Origin of the sequence: Pseudomonas sp. HD6422 (assembly GCF_025377065.1) — a bacterium.
Taxonomy (GTDB): Bacteria; Pseudomonadota; Gammaproteobacteria; order Pseudomonadales; family Pseudomonadaceae; genus Aquipseudomonas; species Aquipseudomonas putida_U.
This window is the reverse complement of record NZ_JAHWIW010000041.1, coordinates 24,917-45,603: the sequence shown is the minus strand read 5'-3', so window position 1 is coordinate 45,603 and position 20,687 is coordinate 24,917. Positions and strand designations below refer to the sequence as shown.

The following is a 20,687-nucleotide window of genomic DNA, read 5'->3' as shown; positions in this document are numbered from 1 at the left end:
AGGAACATTCTCGCGGTCGGGCATGGCCGTCTACCTGTAGGAATTCCCGTCCTTTAGGGCGGGGAGGATGTCAATTATGATGCAGCTATTCGCCTTGCAGCCTCATGGGAGAGCACCGAAATGGCCCAGGAACTCTACACCCGTACCAACCAGAAACTGTTCTTCGCCGGCCTCGCCCTTGAATCCATGGCCAAGGCCGAGCAAAGTCAGGCCATGAATGCCCAAGGCCTGGTCCAAGCTGAGCGGGAATCGTCGCTGTTCCACCTCTACGGCGCCCTGTTGGGGCTGTGCCATGAGATAGGCGGTTTTTACCGCTTGCCGGTTGCCGGCAGTGTTGAGCAGATGTTGGCCGACGACGCCTTGAACGACATCGCCATCCCCGAGGTCGCGGAATTGCTCGAGCTGGCCCGTCAGCGGGAAACCTGGCTGGCGCAAATGCTTGCCGCTTATGCCGATTTGTTCCGACCGCCGGTCGCCAGGAAAACGGCTAAAACCGACGTCACCCAGCCCCTGATCCAGGCCGTCAATCTCGATGCTGTCGAGGCTCCGGCGTTGTCCCGCGAAGAGCTGGAGCGGTGGCGTAGCGACCTCAAGGGCCTGGTGAGACGTTTCCGTGACGCGTTGAGTGAGTGCTGATCCTGGCCGCGACTGGTACACTAGCGGTCTTTCGTGGAGAACAGCCCTATATGTCAACGTCGTTTCTGGAAATTGTCGAGTTGCCGGATGGCCGAATCGAACTGCGTCGTGCCGAGGACGAAGGCTCGCTGGTAACGTTGGAATTTTCGGAGGACGCCAAGGTGTTCCTGCAGAACCAGCACGTGGAAGTGGCCAAGGCCATGTTGAGCGTGGGTGTGCAGATGGCCGGGCGGCTGATGGAAGGCGAGCTCGAGCGTGACGAAGGGCCACGCGTACTGCACTGAGCATTCAATGCCAGGGTTTCAATCCTGGCGTTACAGACAAAGCCTGAACATCAGCCAAGGCGGATGTTCAGGCTTTGTGCATTTCCGGCAGTGGCGGCAAGGGTAAGTTGCTGGCGGCTGCTAGCGTTGATGTTGCCCAGCCAGGTGACCACGGTGTGGCTGCGGCCCAGGCGCAGGGCTTCACGCGCCAGTTGCAACGCGCTTTGGGTACCACGGGGGTGCAGCAGCAAAATCCGTTCGCGGTTGAGTCCGGCATCGCGCAGCCAGGCCTGGGTCAGGCTGGCTGGTGGTGCGATCAGGGTCAGCCAGCGTGCATCTTCCTCTTCGCTCAGCTCGCGCAGCACGGGGGCCAACAGGCCCTGGCAGTGCTCGGTAGCTCCGCGCAGGGTCAGTTCGCTGAACAGCTCTGGCTCGCTGCTCTTGGGGGCCGGCCTCTGGGTCTTGAGCCCCGGCAGGACAGGTTGTGCCAGGAAGGCTTCGAACAGTGGAAGCTGGACCTGCTGGGGTGCTTGGATGAACTGCTGCATGACGCCTCCTGGTTCAGCGGCGAATGACGCCGACGCTCAAGCCCTCGATCACCAGCTCCTGCTCTTTCAGGTCGACTTCGATGGGGGCGAATTCCGGGTTCTCGGCCAGCAGCCACACCTTGCTGCCCTCGCGCTTGAAGCGCTTGACGGTGACTTCATCACCGATGCGGGCGACCACGATCTGGCCGTTGCGGGCCTCGCGACAGGTGTGTACCGCCAGCAGGTCGCCGTCGAGGATGCCGACATCCTTCATGCTCATGCCGTGCACGCGCAGCAAGTAGTCGGCTTGTGGATGGAAAAAGGCCGGATTGATGTTGCAGGATTGCTCGATGTGCTGCTCGGCGAGAATGGGGGCACCCGCGGCGACCCGGCCGATGATCGGCAGACCGGCTTCTTCGGCCTTGGTCTCGAGGCCAGGAATGCGGATGCCGCGTGACGCGCCCGGGGTCATTTCGATGGCCCCCTTGCGAGCCAGGGCCTTGAGGTGCTCTTCTGCGGCGTTAGGCGACTTGAAGCCCAGCTCTTGAGCGATTTCCGCACGGGTGGGCGGGAAGCCGTTATCTTCGAGGCAACGTTTGATGAAGGCCAGGATTTCGGCTTGGCGTGGCGTCAGTTTCAACATGGCGGGTCGCTCTGTCTTTTTATACAGTGACTGGGATTATATACAGTGGGTGGCGCACTGCAAGCGTCACGCCGCGACAAAGCCGCTGCGGCCCCACTGAAGCAAGCCTCGACGCGGCGTCAGCCGTGGGTTGCGGCGTTCATCCCCAGGCTGTGTTTTAATGACGACCCTGCGGTCACCGAGCCTTGACAGGACCCAGGCTGAAACGTATGTTTCAAACACCTGTTTGTCTGGCGGAGTAGTCATGGCCCAATCCGAAACCGTTGAACGCATTCTCGATGCTGCCGAGCAGCTGTTCGCGGAAAGGGGGTTCGCGGAAACCTCGTTGCGCCTGATCACCAGCAAGGCCGGAGTAAACCTGGCGGCGGTGAACTACCACTTCGGCTCCAAGAAGGCGCTCATCCAAGCCGTGTTCTCGCGCTTCCTCGGGCCGTTCTGCGCCAGCCTGGAGCGTGAGCTGGAGCGGCGTCAGGCCAAGCCTGAGCAGAAGCCAAGCCTTGAGGAGCTGCTCGAGATGCTGGTCGAGCAGGCGCTGATCGTGCAGCCGCGCAGCAATAACGACCTGTCCATCTTCATGCGCTTGCTGGGCCTGGCCTTCAGCCAGAGCCAGGGCCACCTGCGGCGCTACCTGGAAGACATGTACGGCAAGGTGTTCCGCCGCTACATGCTGTTGGTCAACGAAGCCGCGCCGCGCATTCCACCGCTCGAGTTGTTCTGGCGCGTGCACTTCATGTTGGGTGCCGCAGCGTTCAGCATGTCGGGTATAAAGGCACTGCGGGCCATCGCCGAGACCGATTTCGGTATCAATACCTCCATCGAGCAGGTGATGCGCCTGATGGTGCCGTTCCTGGCCGCCGGCATGCGCGCCGAGACCGGTGTGACCGACCAGGCCATGGCTGCCGCCCAGCTGCGTCCGCGTAGCAAGGCCCCGGCGAGCACCGCCAAGGCCTAACAGTGAGTTCAATTAAGGATTGCCTATGACCGTCAGCCTGCAAGGCTCTCTGATGGTGGATATCGCCGGCCACTGGTTGACCGCCGAAGACCGCCACCTGCTGCGCCAACCCGAAGTCGCCGGCCTGATCATTTTCGCCCGTAACATCGACAGCCCGCGCCAGGTGCGCGAGCTGTGCGCCTCCATTCGCGTCATTCGCCCCGACCTGATCCTGGCCGTGGACCAAGAGGGTGGACGGGTCCAGCGCCTGCGCCAGGGCTTCGTTCGGCTGCCGGCCATGCGCGCCATCGCCGACAACGCCAATGCCGAGTACCTGGCCGAGCAGTGCGGCTGGTTGATGGCTACCGAGGTGCTGGCGGTTGGCCTGGACCTGAGTTTTGCTCCGGTACTCGATCTCGACCACCAGCGCAGCGCCGTGGTGGGAACCCGAGCCTTCGAAGGTGACCCCGAACGTGCCACGCAACTGGCCGGTGCGTTCATCCGTGGCATGAATGCGGCGGGCATGGCCGCCTGTGGCAAGCATTTCCCCGGTCATGGCTGGGCGGAGGCGGATTCCCATGTGGCCATCCCGACCGATGAGCGCAGCCTGGAGCAGCTGCGCCAGGCCGACTTGGTGCCGTTCACTCGGCTCAGGGGGCAGTTGGCCGCGGTCATGCCGGCACATGTCATCTATCCGCAAGTGGATAACCAGCCGGCCGGCTTCTCCCGGCGCTGGCTGCAGGACATCCTGCGCGGCGAGCTGGGCTTTGACGGGGTGATCTTCAGTGATGACCTGTCCATGGCAGGTGCGCATGTGGTCGGAGACGCGGCCAGCCGTATCGAGGCGGCGCTGAGTGCGGGCTGTGACATGGGGCTGGTGTGCAATGACCGCGCTGCCGCGGAGCTGGCACTGAGCGCGGCGCAGCGATTGAAGGTCAAGCCGTCGCCTCGGATTGCGCGGATGCGCGGGCAAGGGTTTGCGCGGACCGATTACCGACAGCAGCCGCGCTGGCTGGAGGCGTTGGGGGCGTTGAAGGAAGCTCAGTTGGTTGATTGACCTTGATGCGCAGGCCGTTCGAGTGGTATCGCCGATGAGATCGAGCGCAGCTCGTGCGTGCCCGGCTCGACATTTTTGTTGGTCATGAGATCGAGCGCCGCCCGCGCGGCGCTCGATCTCACCGGCAACGCCTACCTCAGGCCAATCTCTCAGGCTTGAGCGCGCCCCCGCTTCCCAGGCAAGGGCGCAAACAGTGCCTCGATTTCTTCATCGCCCATGCGCCATTGCCCAGCCTGCCCGCCATCCAGCAAGCTTGCCGCCAGTGCGGCCTTTTCCTGCTGCAATTGTTGGATCTTCTCTTCCACCGTGCCCCGCGTGATCAGCTTGAAGACGAACACCGGCTTGTCCTGGCCGATGCGGTAGGCGCGGTCGGTGGCCTGGTTCTCGCTGGCCGGGTTCCACCAGGGGTCGAAGTGGATGACCGTGTCCGCCGCGGTCAGGTTGAGGCCGGTGCCGCCTGCCTTCAGGCTGATCAGGAAGACTTCGCTATTGCCCTCCTGGAAGTGCTTGACCGGCGCACGCCGGTCGCGGGTGTCACCGGTGAGCAGGCTGTAGCGGATTCCGCGCTTGTCCAGTTCCTGCTCGATCAGTGCCAGCATCGAGGTGAACTGCGAAAACAACAGCACCCGACGGCCTTCGCTGAGCAACTCATCGAGCATGTCCAGCAGGGCGCCCAGCTTGCCCTTGTCGGCCTGGCTGCCCTTGGGTTCGATGCCTTTGACCAGGCGCAGGTCGCAACAGACCTGGCGCAGCTTGAGCAGGGCATCGAGGATCACGATCTGGCTGCGCGCCGCGCCGTTGCGGGCGATCTCGTCACGCACTTTCTTGTCCATCGCCACCCGTACCGTTTCGTAGGTGTCGCGCTGGGCGTCGCTGAGCTCGACCCAATGCACCATTTCGGTCTTGGCGGGTAGTTCGGTGGCGACCTGTTCCTTGGTGCGACGCAACAGGAACGGACGGATCCGAGCCGCCAGATGGGCCATCCGCTCGGCGTCGCCATGCCGTTCGATAGGGGTCCGATAATCCTGGTTGAAGCGCTTGATATCGCCCAGCCAACCCGGCATCAGGAAGTGGAAGAGCGACCATAGCTCGGCCAGGTTGTTCTCCATGGGCGTGCCGGTCAGGCACAGGCGCTGGTTGGCCTGCAGCTCGCACACCGCCTGGGCGGCCTTGCTGGTGCTGGTCTTGATGTTCTGCGCTTCGTCGAGCACCAGCAGGTGCCACCGCTGGGCGCGCAGGTGCTCGAGATCGCGGGGGACCAGGGCGTAGGTGGTGAGCACCAGATCGTATTCGTGCAGCTTGGCAAAATGTCTGTTGCGCCCCGCGCCCTGCAATGCCAGCACGCGCAGCCCAGGTGCAAAGCGCTGGGCTTCGTCGAGCCAGTTGGGTACCAGACTGGTCGGCATCACTGCCAGCGCCGGTAGGGTCAGGCGCCCGGCTTGTTTCTCCAGGAGCAGGTGAGCCAGGGCCTGCAGGGTCTTGCCCAGGCCCATGTCGTCGCCAAGGATGCCGCCGGTACCCATCTCGCGCAGGGCCTGCATCCAGTTCAGGCCTTGCTGCTGATAGGGGCGCAGCGTGGCGTTGAGGCCGGCCGGGGGCTCGACCTCGAGCGCCCGGGCATCGCGCAGGCGCCGGCCAAGGTCGCGTACCTGCGCGCCGCCTTGCCACTGCAGCGGCAGCGCTTCGATGTCGTTCAGGCGCGGCGCGTCGGCACGGTCCATGCGCAGGCTGGGGCCGACAGCGTCTTCCTGCAGATACAGCTCGCCAAGCGTGCTCATCACCGCCTTGACCCGCCCATAGGGTAGGGCGACGCGCAGCGCGGGGCTGTCCAGGCGGCCCCGGTTGAGGTCGATCAGCAGGTGTTCGTCGTCACTGCGTCGCGCCAGTTCGCTGGGACGCAATAGCTCGGGATTGCTGCGCAGCAGCTGCAGCACGATCGGCAACAGACTGTGGCGCTGGCCTTCGACGACGATACCGAGCTCCAGGTCGAACCATTCGTGGCCCGGCGCTTCATCGACCTGCGCGTACCAATCGTCGACTTCGTGCAGGTTGAAGGCGAAGTCGCGGTGCATCTCGATGTCCCAACCGGCCTCGCGTAGGTGGGTCAGGCCTTGACGGGCAAACTGCAGCCAGGCGTCGTCGTCCGGCAGTTGCAGCATTTCTCCCGCGCTGTCGGGCAGGGCCTTGCTCTGGCGAGTGGCAGGTTTGAAGCCGAGGTCGCGCAGCACCTTGCGCAGTGCCTGCTCAGCCTCCGGTTGCCGGCGGATGCGCTGGCTGGTGGCGCCCACCAGGCGGGTCAGGGGCTTGTCGTCATTGCCGCTGGTGCGCAGGCCGTCATAGTCGAACGACAGCGCGGCACGGTGCTGCATCTGCCGTTGCATGCGGCCGGTCTTGGGCATGTAGGCGCTGAATTCCAGGCTGCCGAGGGTCAGGCGCCCGCGGGGGCTTACGTCATCCACCTGTTCGCTGCGCACAGCCGTGGGTGTGGGTACTTGGCGGTTCAAGGCGTTCAGTCGATGGCTCAGGGGCACCACCAGGTGTTCGGGGACAACAGGGGCGCGGGCAAGCTGGCTGGCGATGAATGGGTCCAGGCCATGGAGCAATGTGCCGACCTGGCGCGTTTGCGTATCGATGTAGTGCATCGGTTCGGTGGGCAGTGCCTGCAGTGCGCGCTGGTCGTCGAGGTGCCAGGCTCCCCGATAGCTGCCGTTGTCCAGCCTGACCCAACGAAACTCGGCGTGAAGCTCGGGTCCGGCGAGCAGGGGCTGTGGATCGTCTTCGTACAGCAGGTGCCCGCTGGCCAGGGCGTAACCGAGCAGTTCCGCGCCTTGCTTGCCCTGCAGTTCAACCAGAGGTAACGACGTTTCGCTGCGTGCGTCGATCAGGCGCAGCAGGCGGGCATCGTCTTCGGTGACATAGCGCGGGGTGTAGTAGATCAGTTCGGACATCGAGCTGATGCGGCCGAACTTCAGACTGCCATCGGCCTGCCGGGTGCCCTTGATGGCTTCCAGCTGGCAACGTTCATGGTCGATATGGATGCGGTAGTAGATCGCCGGGCCCTTGCGCATGGGCTCGCGGGGCGCTGTAGGCCTGGCAGGCGACTCCAGGCCCTCGACCCAGAGGTCGAGATCCGGTGGCAGCGACAGTGCAGCCTGTTCCTGTGGCATCTGCGGGTCGAGGTGGCCGACCCCGGCTTGCAGTTGTATGAGCGCAGCGACGCAATGCTTGCAGTTGATGCCGACCGGGCAGCTGCAGCGCCCGAAGATTCGCAGATCGTTGCCATCGATCACCAGCTTGATGTTCTGCTGGTAATGCTGGCCAGCCGAGCCGCGGCAGGTCGCTTTGACCGCAGCGTCCTGCTGCGACAGGATCCGGGTCCGTGCTTGCGCGGCGTAGTCCCGGCCTCGGATCAAGGTCTTGCTGTCGATGAAGTCGACCCAGTTGGGGTGCGTCCTCAAGAGCTGTTGCGGCTCGCGCCCACTCACATCACTGCTCCATCATCTCCGGGGGCGTCGGCATCTTCGGCGCATTGGGCGGTGTCACCTTGAGCAGCAGCGCCAGGTGGCCGCCGTCGATGAACGTCAGCTGGCCGCCCTTCATGTTGCTGTTGGCCTGCTTGAACTGCTCGCTGCGCAGCACGTTGCCGTTGTTGTCGAGATCGTTGACCCAAAAGTTGGCCTGGACGCTGATGAAACGGCCTTCGGTGATGCTCAGGTTGCCCTCGATCGGGAAGTGGCCGAAGCGCTCTTTACCGACGCCCAGGGCGATGGTGCTGGGCGCGCTGCCCACCTCTTGCTGCCAGGCCTTGTGCAGCAGCACGGTGTAGTCGGCGGTGGCTTCCAGGCGGGTGGCCTCGTCTTCCAGGGCCAGGCGCCGTTCGGCGCCGCTGTCCAGGCGTGGTGCGCCGGCGCTCCAGTCTTCGGGGGCGAACGGGCTGGTCACCGCAGGCACGGCGTTCTGCCGCACCAGGATCATTTCTACCTGATACAGGCCTTCGGCGAAGGCGGCTGGCGCGAACAGCGCCAGCAGCAGGGTCAGGCAACGGATGGCACGCATGGATCTTCCTTAGGCAGGCTGTGGGGTCAGGCGCTCGAACAGCGCCTCCAGGGTATTGAAGCGTTCGTCGGGGCGTTCCATCGGCACCAGGAAGCGGAACTGAGTGGCACCCTCGAACTTGTAGCGTTTGGGCTGGCCCTGAATCAGCTTGATCAGGGTCAACGGGTCGACCGGGGTTTCGGCCTCGAACTCGAGCTTGCCGCCGTTCGGGCCGGCGTCGACTTTCTTGATGCCGAGCTTTTCCGCCTGCAGCTTGAGCGAGGTCAGGCGCATCAGGTTCTTGGTCGGCTCCGGCAGCAGGCCGAAGCGGTCGATCATCTCCACCTGCAGGTCCTTGAGGCCTTCTTCGTCGGCCGCCGAGGCGATGCGTTTGTAGAGAATCAGGCGGGCATGGACGTCGGGCAGGTAGTCCTCGGGGATCAGCGCCGGCAGGCGCAGGTTGATTTCCGGGCCGCCGCCCAGTGGTTGTTCAAGGTTCGGCTGGGTGCCCTTGCGAATGGCCTTGACCGCCCGTTCGAGCATTTCCATGTACAGGGTGAAGCCCACGGCCTGGATCTGTCCGCTCTGGCCTTCGCCAAGCAGTTCGCCGGCGCCACGGATTTCCAGATCGTTGGTGGCGAGTACGAAACCTGCGCCCAGGTCCTGGGTATTGGCGATGGCCTCCAGACGCTTCTCGGCATCGCTGCTGACCTTCTGCCGGGTCGGTGTCAGCAGGTAGGCGTAGGCCTGGTGGTGGCTGCGTCCGACCCGACCGCGCAGCTGGTGCAGTTGCGCCAGGCCGAACTTGTCGGCGCGCTCGATGACGATGGTGTTGGCACTGGGCACGTCGATGCCGGTTTCGATGATGGTCGAGGCCACCAGCACATTGAAGCGCTTGTGGTAGAAGTCGCTCATCACCTGTTCCAGTTCGCGTTCGCGCATCTGCCCGTGGCCGATACCGATCCGCGCTTCCGGCACCAGCTCGGCCAGCTCGGCGGCGCATTTTTCGATGGTTTTCACATCGTTGTGCAGGTAGTACACCTGGCCGCCGCGCAGCAGTTCACGCAGCAGCGCTTCCTTGACCGTGCTCTTGTTCTGCTCCATGACGAAGGTGCGCACAGACAGCCGGCGAGCCGGCGGCGTGGCAATGATCGACAGGTCGCGCATGCCTGCCACGGCCATGTTCAGCGTACGCGGAATCGGCGTTGCGGTCAGGGTGAGGATGTCCACTTCGCTGCGCAGCGCTTTGAGCTGCTCTTTCTGGCGCACGCCGAAGCGGTGTTCCTCGTCGATGATGGCCAGGCCCAGGTCCTTGAAACGCACGTCGTCCTGCAGCAGCTTGTGGGTGCCGATGAGGATGTCGATCTTGCCTTCGGCCAGGTCGGCGGCGGCAGCGGCGACTTCCTTGGCCGACTTGAAGCGGCTCATCACCTCGACTTTCACCGGCCATTCGGCGAAGCGATCGCGGAAGCTGTTGTAATGCTGCTGGGCGAGCAGGGTGGTGGGCACCAATACCGCCACCTGGCGGCCGCTGTGCACGGCGATGAAGGCCGCGCGCATGGCGACTTCGGTCTTGCCGAAGCCAACGTCGCCGCACACTAGACGATCCATGGGCTTGGGCGCGAGCATGTCGACCCGCACGGCTTCGATGGCGGCCTGCTGGTCGGGCGTTTCCTCGAACGGGAAGCCGGCGCTGAAGGTCGCGTAGTCGGCGGCCGGGTCGGCGAAGGCATAGCCCTTGCGCGCGGCGCGGCGGGCATAGATGTCGAGCAATTCGGCGGCGACGTCGCGCACCTGTTCGGCAGCCTTGCGCTTGGCCTTCTGCCAGGCCTCGGAGCCCAGGCGGTGCAGCGGAGCCAGGGCATCGTCGCTGCCGGTGTAGCGGGCGATCAGGTGCAGGTTGGCCACCGGCACGTAAAGCTTGGCGCCTTCGGCGTACTCCAGGGTCAAAAACTCGGCGGCCTGGCCCTCGATTTCCAGGGTCGCCAGGCCCAGGTAGCGGCCTACCCCGTGGTCGATGTGCACCACCGGCGCGCCTTCGCGCAGTTCGGTGAGGTTCTTGATGACGGCATCGTTAGCCGCCTCGCCACGTTTTTCGCGGCGCCGGCGCTGCATCACGCGTTGGCCGAACAGCGGGCTCTCGGCCACCAGAGCGATGGCCGGGTCGTCCAGCAGCAGGCCGTCGTCGAGCGGTGCGATGGTGATCGCCAGGCGCTCGCTGCCGGTGATGAAGTCGGCCCAACCATCCACCGTCTGCGGGCGCAGCTTGAGGCGTTCGAGCAGTTCCAGCAGCACTTCGCGGCGCCCGGCCGATTCGGCGGTGAACAGTACCCGCCCGCTGAACTGGTCGAGGAAGCTGGCCAGCTCGGCCAGCGGCTGATTGGCCTTGGCCTCGATCGCCAGGTTGGGCAGGGCGCGCGCCGGGAAGCTTTCGCGCCCCACGCCAGCGTCGATCGGCTCGGCGCTGACCACTACGCGGGGCCATTGCTTGAGCTGGGCGAAGCAGTCCTCCACCGGCAGGAACAGCTCGGCCGGCGGCAACAGGGGCCGGGTCAGGTCGCCGCGGCGTTCTTCATAGCGCCCGCGCACGTCGTTCCAGAAATGCTCGGCGGCCTGTTCGACGCCAGGCAGCGAGAATACCTGGGTGTCGCTCGGCAGGTAGTCGAACAGGGTCGAAGTGTCTTCGAAGAACAGCGGCAGGTAATACTCGATGCCCGCGGGGATGATGCCGCTGGCCAGGTCCTGGAAGATCGCGCTGCGGCGGAAATCGACGTCGAAGCGCTCGCGGAAACGTGCCTTGAAGCGAGTGACTTCTTCCTTCTGCATCGGAAATTCACGCGCTGGCAGCAGACGGACCGAGTCGACCTTGTCGATCGAGCGCTGGGTCTCCGGGTCGAAGGTGCGCAGGGTCTCGATCTCGTCATCGAACAGGTCGATGCGGTAAGGCAGCTTGCTGCCCATCGGGAACAGGTCGATCAGCGCGCCGCGCACGGCGAATTCGCCGTGTTCGTAGACCGTATCGACGCAGCGGTAGCCGCTGGCTTCCAGGCGTGTGCGCATCAGTTCGACGTCGATGCGCTGGCCAATGTCCAGGACTAGGCTGCTGCCCAGCAGGAAGCGCGTCGGCGCCAGGCGGTGCAGGGCGGTGGTGATCGGCACGACGAGAATGCCGTGGCTGAGCTCCGGCAGCTGATAGAGGCTGGCGATGCGTTGCGAGATGATGTCCTGATGCGGCGAGAACAGGTCGTAGGGCAGGGTTTCCCAATCGGGGAACGGCAGCACCGGCAGCTGCGGGGCGAAGAAACGCAGCTCCTGTTCCAGGCGGTCGGCGGCCTGGCTGTCGGCGGTCAGCAACAGGGTGAAGCGGCCGGCGTTGCTGGCGGCTTCGGCGATGGCGAGACTGAGGGCGGCACCAGGCAGGTTGCCCCAGGTCTGTTTGCCGGCCGTGGCCGACATTTTCGGTAGGCGCAGAACTGACACGGGAGATTGGACTCCAAGCGTTGCGGCAAAGAGACCGATTGTACCGGTGCCGGGGTCCGCTGTCAGGTTGCAAAGGCCACGGCAGTAGGGCGCGGTGCTGGCGACAGGCGCTCATTGCCGGTTACGCGTCGGGGCGTCATAATGTAGCCCCTTTTTTCTGTCCCTACATGTGGAAGGTTCCCGTGACTCAGAAGCCCGACCAGTGTCTTGGTGAGTGGATCGACCGTGAAGCACTTGCTGAAGCGATGATCCCGCTTATCGGTCAGCTCTACCGCAACAACAACGTGGTGAGCTCGATCTATGGCCGCAGCCTGATCAACCGTTCGGTTATCTCGATCCTCAAGGCTCACCGCTTTGCGCGTCATCGCCAGACCGATGAGACCGAACTGTCCGTTCACGAAACATTCCCCCTGATCAAGGCCATGAGCGAGCTGAAGCTCGGCGCCGCCTCGGTCGATCTGGGCAAGCTCGCCAACAAATTCAAGCTCGAAGGCAACGGCCGCAGCGCCGAGCAGTTCGTGCGTGACGAACTGGCCGAGGTGGTCGGCCAGCAAAACGCTTCGGCCCGCAAGGGTACCGACGTCGTGCTGTACGGCTTTGGCCGCATCGGCCGCCTGCTGGCACGCATCCTGATCGAGAAGACCGGTGGTGGCGACGGCCTGCGTCTGCGCGCCATCGTCGTACGCAAGGGTGCCGAGAACGACCTGGTCAAGCGCGCCAGCCTGCTGCGCCGTGACTCGGTGCACGGCCCGTTCGATGGCACCATCACCGTCGATGAAGCCAACAACACCATCACTGCCAACGGCAACCTGATCCAGGTGATCTACTCCAACGACCCGGCGTCGATCGACTACACCCAGTACGGCATCGACAATGCCCTGCTGGTCGACAACACCGGTAAATGGCGTGATGCCGAAGGTCTCGGCCAGCACCTGCAGTGCAAAGGCGTCGACCGCGTGATCCTCACCGCACCTGGCAAGGGCGCGCTGAAGAACATCGTGCATGGCATCAACCACGGCGATATCACCGCTCACGACAAGATCGTCTCGGCTGCGTCCTGCACCACCAACGCCATCGTACCGGTGCTCAAGGCAGTCAACGACCAGTTCGGCATCATCAACGGCCACGTCGAAACCGTTCACTCGTTCACCAACGACCAGAACCTGATCGACAACTTCCACAAGGGCAGCCGCCGCGGTCGCGCCGCGCCGCTGAACATGGTCATCACCGAGACCGGTGCCGCCACCGCCGCCGCCAAGGCGCTGCCGGTGCTCAAGGGCAAGCTGACCGGCAACGCCATTCGCGTGCCGACGCCGAACGTCTCGATGGCCATCCTCAACCTGAACCTGGAAAAGGCCACCAGCCGCGACGAGATCAACGAGTACCTGCGCCAGGCGGCCATGCACTCGGAACTGCACAAGCAGATCGACTACGTCAGCTCCCAGGAAGTGGTCTCCACCGACTTCGTCGGCTCGCGCCACGCCGGTGTGGTCGATGCCGAAGCGACCATCTGCAACGACAACCGCGTTGTGCTGTACGTCTGGTACGACAACGAGTTCGGTTACAGCTGCCAGGTGGTTCGTGTGATGGAAGAAATGGCCGGTGTGAACCCGCCAGCGTTTCCACGCTGATTCGCTTGTAAGGCAATGAAAAAACGGGAACCTTCGGGTTCCCGTTTTTTTTGCCTGGAGTAAGTTGTGTGGCGCCTGTTAGATCGAGCGCCGCGCGGGCGGCGCTCGATTTACGCCACACCTGGAAACCCCAGCCAAGCACTCAGGACTCCAAACGTGCGCATAACTCTCCTGTTCATCCTGATGCTCCTCACCGCCTGTGACCAGGGCCCGACCCTGGAGCGCCTGGGTGGCCCGACCATGGGCAGCAGCTACAGCATCCAGTACGTGCGCGAGCCCGGCGGCCCGGCCCCGGCCAAAGTCCAAGCCGCGGTCGAGACCGTCCTGCATGACATCGACCTTCATTACTCGACCTACCGCGCCGACTCCACCGTCAGCCAGTTCAACCAGCTCCCCGCCAATCAGTGCCAGGCAATGCCGCCCGACATGCTCGAGCTGGTCGCACTCGGCCAGCACTTGGCGCAGCAGAGCGGCGGAGCGTTCGACCTCACCGTCGAGCCGCTGCTCGACCTCTGGGGCTTCGGTCCGCAGGCCCGCCGTGAGCAGGTGCCCGACCCTCAGGCCCTGGCCAGGGCCCGCGAGCGCGTGGGCTACCAGCACCTGCGCATCGAAGGCCAGGCGTTGTGCAAGGACGCCCCGGTGCAACTGGATTTCAACAGCATCGCCGCCGGGCATGCCGTCGACCTTGTTGCCGAGCGTTTGCGCGCCATGGGAATCGCCAGCTATCTCGCTGAAGTCACGGGCGAGCTCAAGGCCGCGGGCCACAAGCCCGACGGCAGCCCGTGGCGGGTGGCCCTGGAGCTGCCTCGCGAGGACCGTCAGGTGGCCCGCCAGATCATCGCCTTGAACGGCCTTGCCGTGTCGAGCTCGGGTGACTATCGGCATTATTTCGAGGAGAATGGCCGGCGCTATTCGCACACCTTCGATGCGCGCCTCGGGCGACCGGTGCTGCACGAGCTGGCCTCGGTCACCGTGCTCGATGCCTCGGCGCTGCAGGCCGATGGCTACTCGACCCTGCTCTTGATCCTCGGGCCGGAGCGCGGTTGGGCGTTCGCCCTGGCCCATGACCTGGCCGCAGTGCTGGTGACTCGAGCCGAGGGTGGCTTCGTCTCCCGATCGACGCCTGCGTATGAGCGGGCGGTGCAAGGCGAATGAAAGTGCATGGACGTATGATCGGCGCCAGGGTAGGGCACACGAACATGTAGTGCAGGCAAAATTGGCCTACGACGCGACCAAGGGTTAATGTGCGCGGCGTTCACGCTTGATTAGACTGCACCTGAATTTTCTCATGACGCTGCGGCGGCATGATCGAGTCCCGCGAGCGACCGTGGCCCGCGGGCCAGTTCTGAAGGAGTACGCATGGCTGTCTACAACTACGACGTAGTGGTGCTGGGGTCTGGCCCGGCCGGAGAAGGCGCGGCAATGAATGCCGCGAAAGCGGGACGCAAGGTGGCAATGGTCGACAGCCGCCGTCAGGTCGGCGGCAACTGCACCCACCTGGGCACCATCCCGTCCAAGGCACTGCGTCACTCGGTGCGGCAGATCATGCAGTTCAACACCAACCCGATGTTCCGGGCCATCGGTGAACCGCGCTGGTTCTCCTTCCCCGACGTGCTCAAGAGCGCCGAGAAGGTGATTTCCAAACAGGTGGCTTCGCGTACCGGCTACTATGCCCGCAACCGTGTCGACGTGTTCGTCGGCACCGGCAGCTTCGCCGACGAGCAGACCATCGAAGTGGTCTGCGCCAACGGTGTGGTCGAGCGCCTGAATGCCAAACACATCATCATCGCCACCGGTTCGCGCCCTTACCGTCCGGCCGACATCGACTTCAACCACCCGCGCGTCTACGACAGCGACACCATCCTCAGCCTCAGCCACACCCCGCGCAAGCTGATCGTCTACGGCGCCGGCGTGATCGGCTGCGAATACGCCTCGATCTTCAGCGGCCTGGGTGTGCTGGTGGAGTTGGTCGACAACCGTGGCCAGTTGCTGAGCTTCCTGGACTCGGAAATCTCCCAGGCACTGAGCTACCACTTCAGCAACAACAACATCACCGTGCGCCACAACGAAGAGTACGAGCGCGTCGAAGGCCTGGACAACGGTGTGATCCTGCACCTGAAATCGGGCAAGAAGATCAAGGCCGACGCCTTGCTCTGGTGCAACGGCCGTACCGGCAACACCGACAAGCTGGGCCTGGAGAACATCGGCATCAAGGTCAACAGCCGTGGCCAGATCGAGGTCGACAGTGCCTACCGCACCAGCGTGCCGAACATCTACGGCGCCGGTGACGTGATCGGCTGGCCGAGCCTGGCCAGTGCCGCCCATGACCAGGGGCGCTCGGCGGCTGGCAGCATCGTCGACAACGGTAGCTGGCGCTTCGTCGATGACGTGCCAACCGGTATCTACACCATTCCGGAAATCAGCTCGATCGGCAAGAACGAGCAGGAGCTGACCCAGGCCAAGGTGCCGTACGAAGTGGGCAAAGCCTTCTTCAAGAGCATGGCCCGTGCGCAGATCGCTGGCGAGCCGCAAGGCATGCTGAAGATCCTGTTCCACCGTGAAACCCTGGAAATCCTCGGCGTTCACTGCTTCGGCTACCAGGCTTCGGAAATCGTCCACATCGGCCAGGCGATCATGAACCAGCCGGGTGAGCAGAACAATCTGAAGTACTTCGTCAACACCACCTTCAACTACCCGACCATGGCCGAAGCCTATCGGGTAGCTGCCTACGACGGCCTGAACCGGCTTTTTTGAGCGGCTCCGGCCGGTGGCCTGAGCCGGTCGGGGAGACCGATTTCAGCCCTACCCGAGGGTGGTCTTGGCCAAACCGGGAAAGTCTGTAATCAGGCTGTCCACGCCAAAGTCGGCGAGTCGGCGCATCAGCGCCGGCTCGTTGACCGTCCACACCGACACGTGCAGACCCTGGCGCTGGGCCTTGATCAGGCGTTCGGGCGTGCACAGGGTCCAGTTCAGGGCCAGCAATTGGCAGTCATAGTTCTGCGCGACCTTCAGTGGGTCGAGCCAGGCGTATTCGGCCACTAGCCCACGGGCCACGTCCGGAACCAGCTCCAATGCCGCGCCGAGCACTTCCCGTGAACTCGAGGTGATGGTGACCTTGTCGAGCAGACCGTATTGCTGGGCCAGCTCTCGAATCGCCAGAACGGTGCTGGCGGCGCGGGTCCGCGAAGCGCTTTTCACCTCCAGTTGCCAATGCTGGAAGTCGCACTTCTGGAACAGTTCTTCCAGGCGCGGGATCGGGCAGGGCTGCACCCAACCCGGGCCGCCTTTGCGCGCATCGATGGTCACCAGGTCCGCCGCCGAATGCTCTACCACCTTGCCGCGCCGGCCAGTGGTGCGTTTGAGGGTCGGGTCGTGGATCACCATCAGCTCGTTGTCGGCCGACAGGTGCAGGTCCAGCTCGCAGCGGTCGACGCCATGGGACAGGCATTGCCGGAAGCTGGTCAGGGTATTTTCGGGGGCTTCGCCCTTGGCGCCGCGGTGGCCGTAGATCAGGGTCACGTTCGTTCCTTCAAAATCAATGGGGTGGGGGCTCAGGACGCGGGCTCGTCGTTTTCCAGTTGCTGGCGCCGCTGTTGCTGCTGACGTTGCAAGATATAGCGCGCCAGCAATTGGCGCTGGGCGTCGGTCATGTCGGTGAACTCCGCACCGACCTCGAAGCGGCCATCGTCGCGCGCCTCGCAGTGGATGATGCGCGCACGTAGCAGCAGACCGTGGGCGCGTGGCATCAGCACCATCTTCACTTTCACCGCGGCGCCGGGCGTGAACGGCTGTGCTTGGATGCACTCGATGCCACCCTCGGAAATAACCACTGGCAGCAATTGGCCGATCGTGCCGAGCAGGGATTGCGCGACCACTGCGCTGAGCAGATCGAGGCGTTTGTTCTGCGCACGCAGGAAGGCGGCGAGGGTGCGATCCTTGTCGCTGAGCTGGCGCAGCAGGTGTTGCGACTCGAAATCGCTGAGGTGTAGTTCGCTGAGCAGGTTGAACAGCGGCGAATCATCCTGCAACAGTTCTGCTTCAAGGGCTTCGGCCGCGCTCAAGGGGCTGATTTCCAGTGCGATCCTATCGTCGATGCGGTAGTATTCGCGGCGATCTTCTTCGTCTAATGTCGTCATGGCGAACCCATGGTAGCGGCGGTGGTCCGAGTGTAAAGCCGCCGTAGGCGCCTCGCCACAAGGACGTTCCCTTTCATCCGAACAAGCCCCGACATGTTCAGACCTCTTTTCGCATTCATCGGTACGCGTTACACCCGTGCCAAGCGCCGTAACCATTTCGTCTCGTTCATTTCCCTGACCTCGATGATCGGCCTCGCCTTGGGCGTGGTGGTGATGATCGTGGTGTTGTCGGTGATGAACGGCTTCGACCACGAGATGCGTACCCGCGTGCTCGGCATGATCCCTCACGCCACGCTCGAGAGCGGTCAGCCGATCGACGACTGGCCGGCTCTTGCCCAACAAGTAAAGCAGAATCCCCACGTGCTGGCGGTGGCCCCCTACACCCAGATGCAGGGGTTGCTGACCCATGACGGCAAGGTGCAGAAGGTGCTGCTCAACGGCATCGATCCGGCCCGCGAGCATGACGTTTCGATCATCGACAACTTCACCCTGCAAGGCGGGCTGGACAAACTGGCGCCGGGCGACTGGGGCATCATGATCGGCGACAAGGCCGCGGCCAAGCTGGGCGTCGCCATCGGCGACAAGCTCACCTTCGTCGCGCCGGAGGTCAGCGTCACGCCGGCCGGCATGTTCCCACGCATGAAGCGCTTCACCGTGGTCGGCACCTTCCACGTGGGGGCCGGCGAGATCGACGGCTACCTGGGTCTGACCAACATCGCCGACCTGTCCCGCCTGCACCGCTGGAAGCCCGATCAGGTCCAGGGCCTGCGCCTGAAGTTCGACGACCTGTTCCAGGCACCACGGGTGGCCTGGGACATCGCCCAGCACCTGGGCGACCAGGAGTTCTACAGCCGCGACTGGACCCGCACCCACGGCAACCTGTACCAGGCCATCCGCATGGAAAAAGCCATGATCGGCCTGTTGCTGCTGCTGATCGTGGCGGTGGCGGCGTTCAACATCATTTCCACCCTGGTGATGGTGGTCAACGACAAGCGCGGCGACATCGCCATCCTCCGCACACTGGGCGCCACACCAGGCCAGATCATGCTGATCTTCATGGTCCAGGGCACCGTGATCGGGGTGATCGGCACGTTGATCGGCGCCGTGGTCGGCATCCTCGCCGCGCTCAACGTGAGTGCGGCCATCGCCGGCATCGAGAAACTGATCGGGCACAAATTCCTCAATGCCGACGTGTATTTCATCGATTACCTGCCCTCGCAGATCCAGGCCCAGGACGTGTACATGGTCTGCGCTGCGGCGTTGGTCCTGAGTTTCCTCGCCACCCTGTACCCGGCCTGGCGTGCGGCCCGCACCCAGCCTGCAGAGGCGCTACGTTATGAGTGATTCGCGCATGAGTGATAAAGCCGTTCTGAGTTGCCGCAACCTGGGCAAGTCCTACGACGAGGGCCCGGAATCGGTGCAGGTGTTGTCTGGGCTCAACCTCGAGCTGCAGGCCGGCGAGCGGGTGGCCATCGTCGGCAGTTCGGGTTCGGGCAAGAGCACCTTGCTCAACCTGCTCGGTGGCCTCGACCGGCCGACCCAGGGCAGCGTCTGGTTGGCCGGTGAGGAATTGTCGGCGCTGGGCGAGCGCGCCCGCGGCCTGCTGCGCAACCGCGAGCTGGGCTTCGTCTATCAGTTCCACCACCTGCTGCCGGAATTCACCGCCATCGAGAACGTGTGCATGCCGTTGCTGATTGGCCGCACACCGATCCCTGAAGCGCGTGAGCGGGCCGAGGCGCTGCTCAAGCGGGTAGGGCTGGGCCATCGCCTGAATCACAAGCCGGCGGAGCTTTCCGGTGGCGAACGCCAGCGCGTGGCGATCGCCCGTGCCCTGGTCAATCGGCCGGGCCTGGTGATGCTCGATGAGCCGACCGGTAACCTCGACCACCATACTGCCCAAGGCATCCAGGAATTGATGCAGGAACTGTCCAGCGCGTCGCGCACTGCCTTTCTGGTGGTGACCCACGACCTCAACCTGGCGCGTCAGATGGACCGGGTGTTGAAGCTCGACGACGGCCACCTGGTGGCGATCTGATCGATTGCACGGGGCGCTTTGCGTCGCCCCGTTCCTTTTTCACAGTGGGTGTTTTCGTACATGTTCAGACCCTTGCCCATCTTCATCGGCGCGCGCTATACCCGGGCCAAGCGCCGCAACCACTTCATCTCGTTCATTTCGATGACCTCGATGATCGGCCTGTCGCTGGGCGTGCTGGCGATGATCGTGGTGCTGTCGGTGATGAACGGCTTCCAGCGCGAGATGAGTTCACGCATCCTCGGCCTGGTGCCGCACGCCAGTATTCTCGGCGAGCAGCCCCTGGCCGACTGGCGCCACGTGGCCGATGCAGCGTTGAAGAATCCGGCGGTGATGGCCGCCGCGCCGATCACCGAAATGGAAGGCATGCTCTCGTACAAGGGGGCGATGCAGCCGATCCAGGTCAGTGGCATCGATCCGGCCGAGGAAGGCCAGGTCTCCATCGTCGGTCAGCACATCGTCCAAGGGCGTCTGCAGGCGCTGGTTCCAGGTGAGTATGGCGTGGTGATCGGCGAACTGACGGCGCGGCGTTTCCGGTTGAACACCGGCGACAAGCTGACCCTGATCGTGCCGGAAATCAGCAAGGCACCCGGTGGCATCACCCCACGCATGCAGCGTCTGACCGTGGTCGGTATCTTCAAGGTGGGCGCCGAGCTCGATGGCTCCCAGGCTTATGTCCATGTGGCCGATGCCGGCGAGATGCAGCGCTGGGCGCCTGGCCAGGTGCAAGGGGTGCGCCTGAAGCTGCATGACCTGTATGCCGCACCTCAGGTGTCCAAGGCGATTGCCGCGAGCCTGGGCGATGGCTACCGTGCCGATGACTGGTCGCACACCCAAGGCAGCCTGTTCAGCGCCATGAAGATGGAAAAAACCATGATTGGCCTGTTGCTGCTGATGATCATCGCGGTGGCGGCGTTCAACATCATCGCCACCCTGGTGATGGTGGTGAACGACAAGGGGCCGGACATCGCCATCCTGCGTACCCTGGGCGCGACGCCAGCACAGATCATGGGCACGTTCATGGTCCAGGGCAGCCTGATCGGCATCGTCGGCACGTTGATCGGTGGGGTGCTCGGGGTGATCGCCGCATTGAACGTCAGCCAGATCGTCGGCTGGTTGGAGCGGGTCACTGGGCAGCACATTTTCACTTCGGACGTCTATTTCATCAGTAGCCTGCCGTCGGAGTTGCAGGGTAGCGATGTGCTGATGATCTGCGTAGCCGGGTTGGTAATGAGCTTCCTGGCCACGATCTACCCGGCGTACCGGGCTTCGCAGGTGCAGCCGGCGATCGGCCTGGCGGTCTGAGGTTGGCCTCA

General features: G+C 63.9%; 17 protein-coding genes. 10 read left to right on the top strand and 7 right to left on the bottom strand.

The window, feature by feature from the left end; genetic code table 11:
• The first annotated feature begins 120 nt into the window (after positions 1-120).
• Together KY379_RS23590 and KY379_RS23585 are read left to right on the top strand one after the other, a co-directional pair.
• Positions 121-636 carry a DUF6586 family protein gene (locus KY379_RS23590; protein ID WP_133328630.1) on the top strand — a complete coding sequence of 172 codons (516 nt, stop codon included), beginning with the start codon at positions 121-123 and terminating at the stop codon, positions 634-636.
• A 50-nt stretch (positions 637-686) separates the two neighbouring features.
• Complete coding sequence (locus KY379_RS23585) at positions 687-920, top strand: hypothetical protein (protein WP_133328628.1); 234 nt, start codon at positions 687-689, stop codon at positions 918-920.
• 50 nt (positions 921-970) lie between these two features.
• On the opposite strand, the gene sulA is transcribed toward KY379_RS23585, so the two are convergent.
• Positions 971-1,447, bottom strand: a complete 477-nt coding sequence (gene sulA / locus KY379_RS23580) for an SOS-induced cell division inhibitor SulA (RefSeq protein WP_133328626.1) — start codon at positions 1,445-1,447, stop codon at positions 971-973.
• A gap of 13 nt (positions 1,448-1,460) precedes the next feature.
• Positions 1,461-2,069 carry a transcriptional repressor LexA gene (gene lexA, locus KY379_RS23575; protein ID WP_261241548.1) on the bottom strand — a complete coding sequence of 203 codons (609 nt, stop codon included), beginning with the start codon at positions 2,067-2,069 and terminating at the stop codon, positions 1,461-1,463.
• 244 nt (positions 2,070-2,313) lie between these two features.
• On the opposite strand from lexA, the gene KY379_RS23570 reads away from it, so the two are divergent.
• Both KY379_RS23570 and nagZ read left to right on the top strand, forming a co-directional pair.
• Complete coding sequence (locus KY379_RS23570; protein WP_133328622.1) at positions 2,314-3,021, top strand: TetR/AcrR family transcriptional regulator; 708 nt, start codon at positions 2,314-2,316, stop codon at positions 3,019-3,021.
• Positions 3,022-3,058: 37 nt separating this feature from the next.
• Complete coding sequence (gene nagZ / locus KY379_RS23565) at positions 3,059-4,057, top strand: beta-N-acetylhexosaminidase (RefSeq protein ID WP_261241570.1); 999 nt, start codon at positions 3,059-3,061, stop codon at positions 4,055-4,057.
• 149 nt (positions 4,058-4,206) lie between these two features.
• Here the strand turns inward: nagZ and KY379_RS23560 are convergent, their stop codons facing one another.
• The 3 genes from KY379_RS23560 to mfd are packed head-to-tail and all read right to left on the bottom strand — an operon-like array spanning position 4,207 to position 11,572.
• A complete protein-coding gene (locus KY379_RS23560) occupies positions 4,207-7,542 on the bottom strand; it encodes a DEAD/DEAH box helicase (protein ID WP_133328618.1) in 3,336 nt (1,111 codons plus the stop codon).
• Between the two features lies 1 nt (position 7,543).
• Positions 7,544-8,113 (bottom strand): CsiV family protein, encoded by a 570-nt coding sequence (locus tag KY379_RS23555; RefSeq protein ID WP_133328616.1) that lies wholly within the window; start codon positions 8,111-8,113, stop codon positions 7,544-7,546.
• A gap of 9 nt (positions 8,114-8,122) precedes the next feature.
• Entirely contained in the window at positions 8,123-11,572 is a 3,450-nt protein-coding gene (mfd, locus tag KY379_RS23550) for a transcription-repair coupling factor (protein WP_196172135.1), read from the bottom strand.
• 167 nt (positions 11,573-11,739) lie between these two features.
• Here mfd and KY379_RS23545 point away from each other — a divergent pair, with 167 nt between their 5' ends.
• The 3 genes from KY379_RS23545 (at position 11,740) to sthA (ending at position 15,957) form a co-directional block, all read left to right on the top strand.
• On the top strand, positions 11,740-13,203 hold the full coding sequence (locus tag KY379_RS23545; RefSeq protein WP_261241549.1) for a glyceraldehyde-3-phosphate dehydrogenase: 1,464 nt from the start codon (positions 11,740-11,742) through the stop codon (positions 13,201-13,203).
• Positions 13,204-13,359: 156 nt separating this feature from the next.
• Positions 13,360-14,358, top strand: coding sequence for an FAD:protein FMN transferase (locus KY379_RS23540; RefSeq protein ID WP_261241550.1), 999 nt, complete (start codon positions 13,360-13,362; stop codon positions 14,356-14,358).
• Between the two features lie 204 nt (positions 14,359-14,562).
• Positions 14,563-15,957: a Si-specific NAD(P)(+) transhydrogenase gene (gene sthA, locus KY379_RS23535; protein ID WP_133328608.1), complete on the top strand. Its 1,395-nt coding sequence runs from the start codon at positions 14,563-14,565 to the stop codon at positions 15,955-15,957.
• A 48-nt stretch (positions 15,958-16,005) separates the two neighbouring features.
• Here sthA and KY379_RS23530 read toward each other — a convergent pair whose 3' ends face one another.
• Both KY379_RS23530 and KY379_RS23525 read right to left on the bottom strand, forming a co-directional pair.
• Positions 16,006-16,722, bottom strand: a complete 717-nt coding sequence (locus KY379_RS23530; protein WP_196172133.1) for a glycerophosphodiester phosphodiesterase — start codon at positions 16,720-16,722, stop codon at positions 16,006-16,008.
• Between the two features lie 32 nt (positions 16,723-16,754).
• The gene (locus tag KY379_RS23525) at positions 16,755-17,339 is read right to left on the bottom strand and encodes a PilZ domain-containing protein (protein WP_261241551.1); all 585 of its coding nucleotides are present in this window, start codon (positions 17,337-17,339) and stop codon (positions 16,755-16,757) included.
• Positions 17,340-17,432: 93 nt separating this feature from the next.
• On the opposite strand from KY379_RS23525, the gene KY379_RS23520 reads away from it, so the two are divergent.
• The 3 genes from KY379_RS23520 to KY379_RS23510 are packed head-to-tail and all read left to right on the top strand — an operon-like array spanning position 17,433 to position 20,676.
• Positions 17,433-18,683 carry a lipoprotein-releasing ABC transporter permease subunit gene (locus KY379_RS23520; protein ID WP_196172132.1) on the top strand — a complete coding sequence of 417 codons (1,251 nt, stop codon included), beginning with the start codon at positions 17,433-17,435 and terminating at the stop codon, positions 18,681-18,683.
• Positions 18,684-18,690: 7 nt separating this feature from the next.
• Complete coding sequence (lolD, locus tag KY379_RS23515; protein ID WP_014753922.1) at positions 18,691-19,374, top strand: lipoprotein-releasing ABC transporter ATP-binding protein LolD; 684 nt, start codon at positions 18,691-18,693, stop codon at positions 19,372-19,374.
• Positions 19,375-19,434: 60 nt separating this feature from the next.
• Complete coding sequence (locus KY379_RS23510) at positions 19,435-20,676, top strand: lipoprotein-releasing ABC transporter permease subunit (RefSeq protein ID WP_261241553.1); 1,242 nt, start codon at positions 19,435-19,437, stop codon at positions 20,674-20,676.
• The last annotated feature ends 11 nt before the right edge of the window (positions 20,677-20,687 follow it).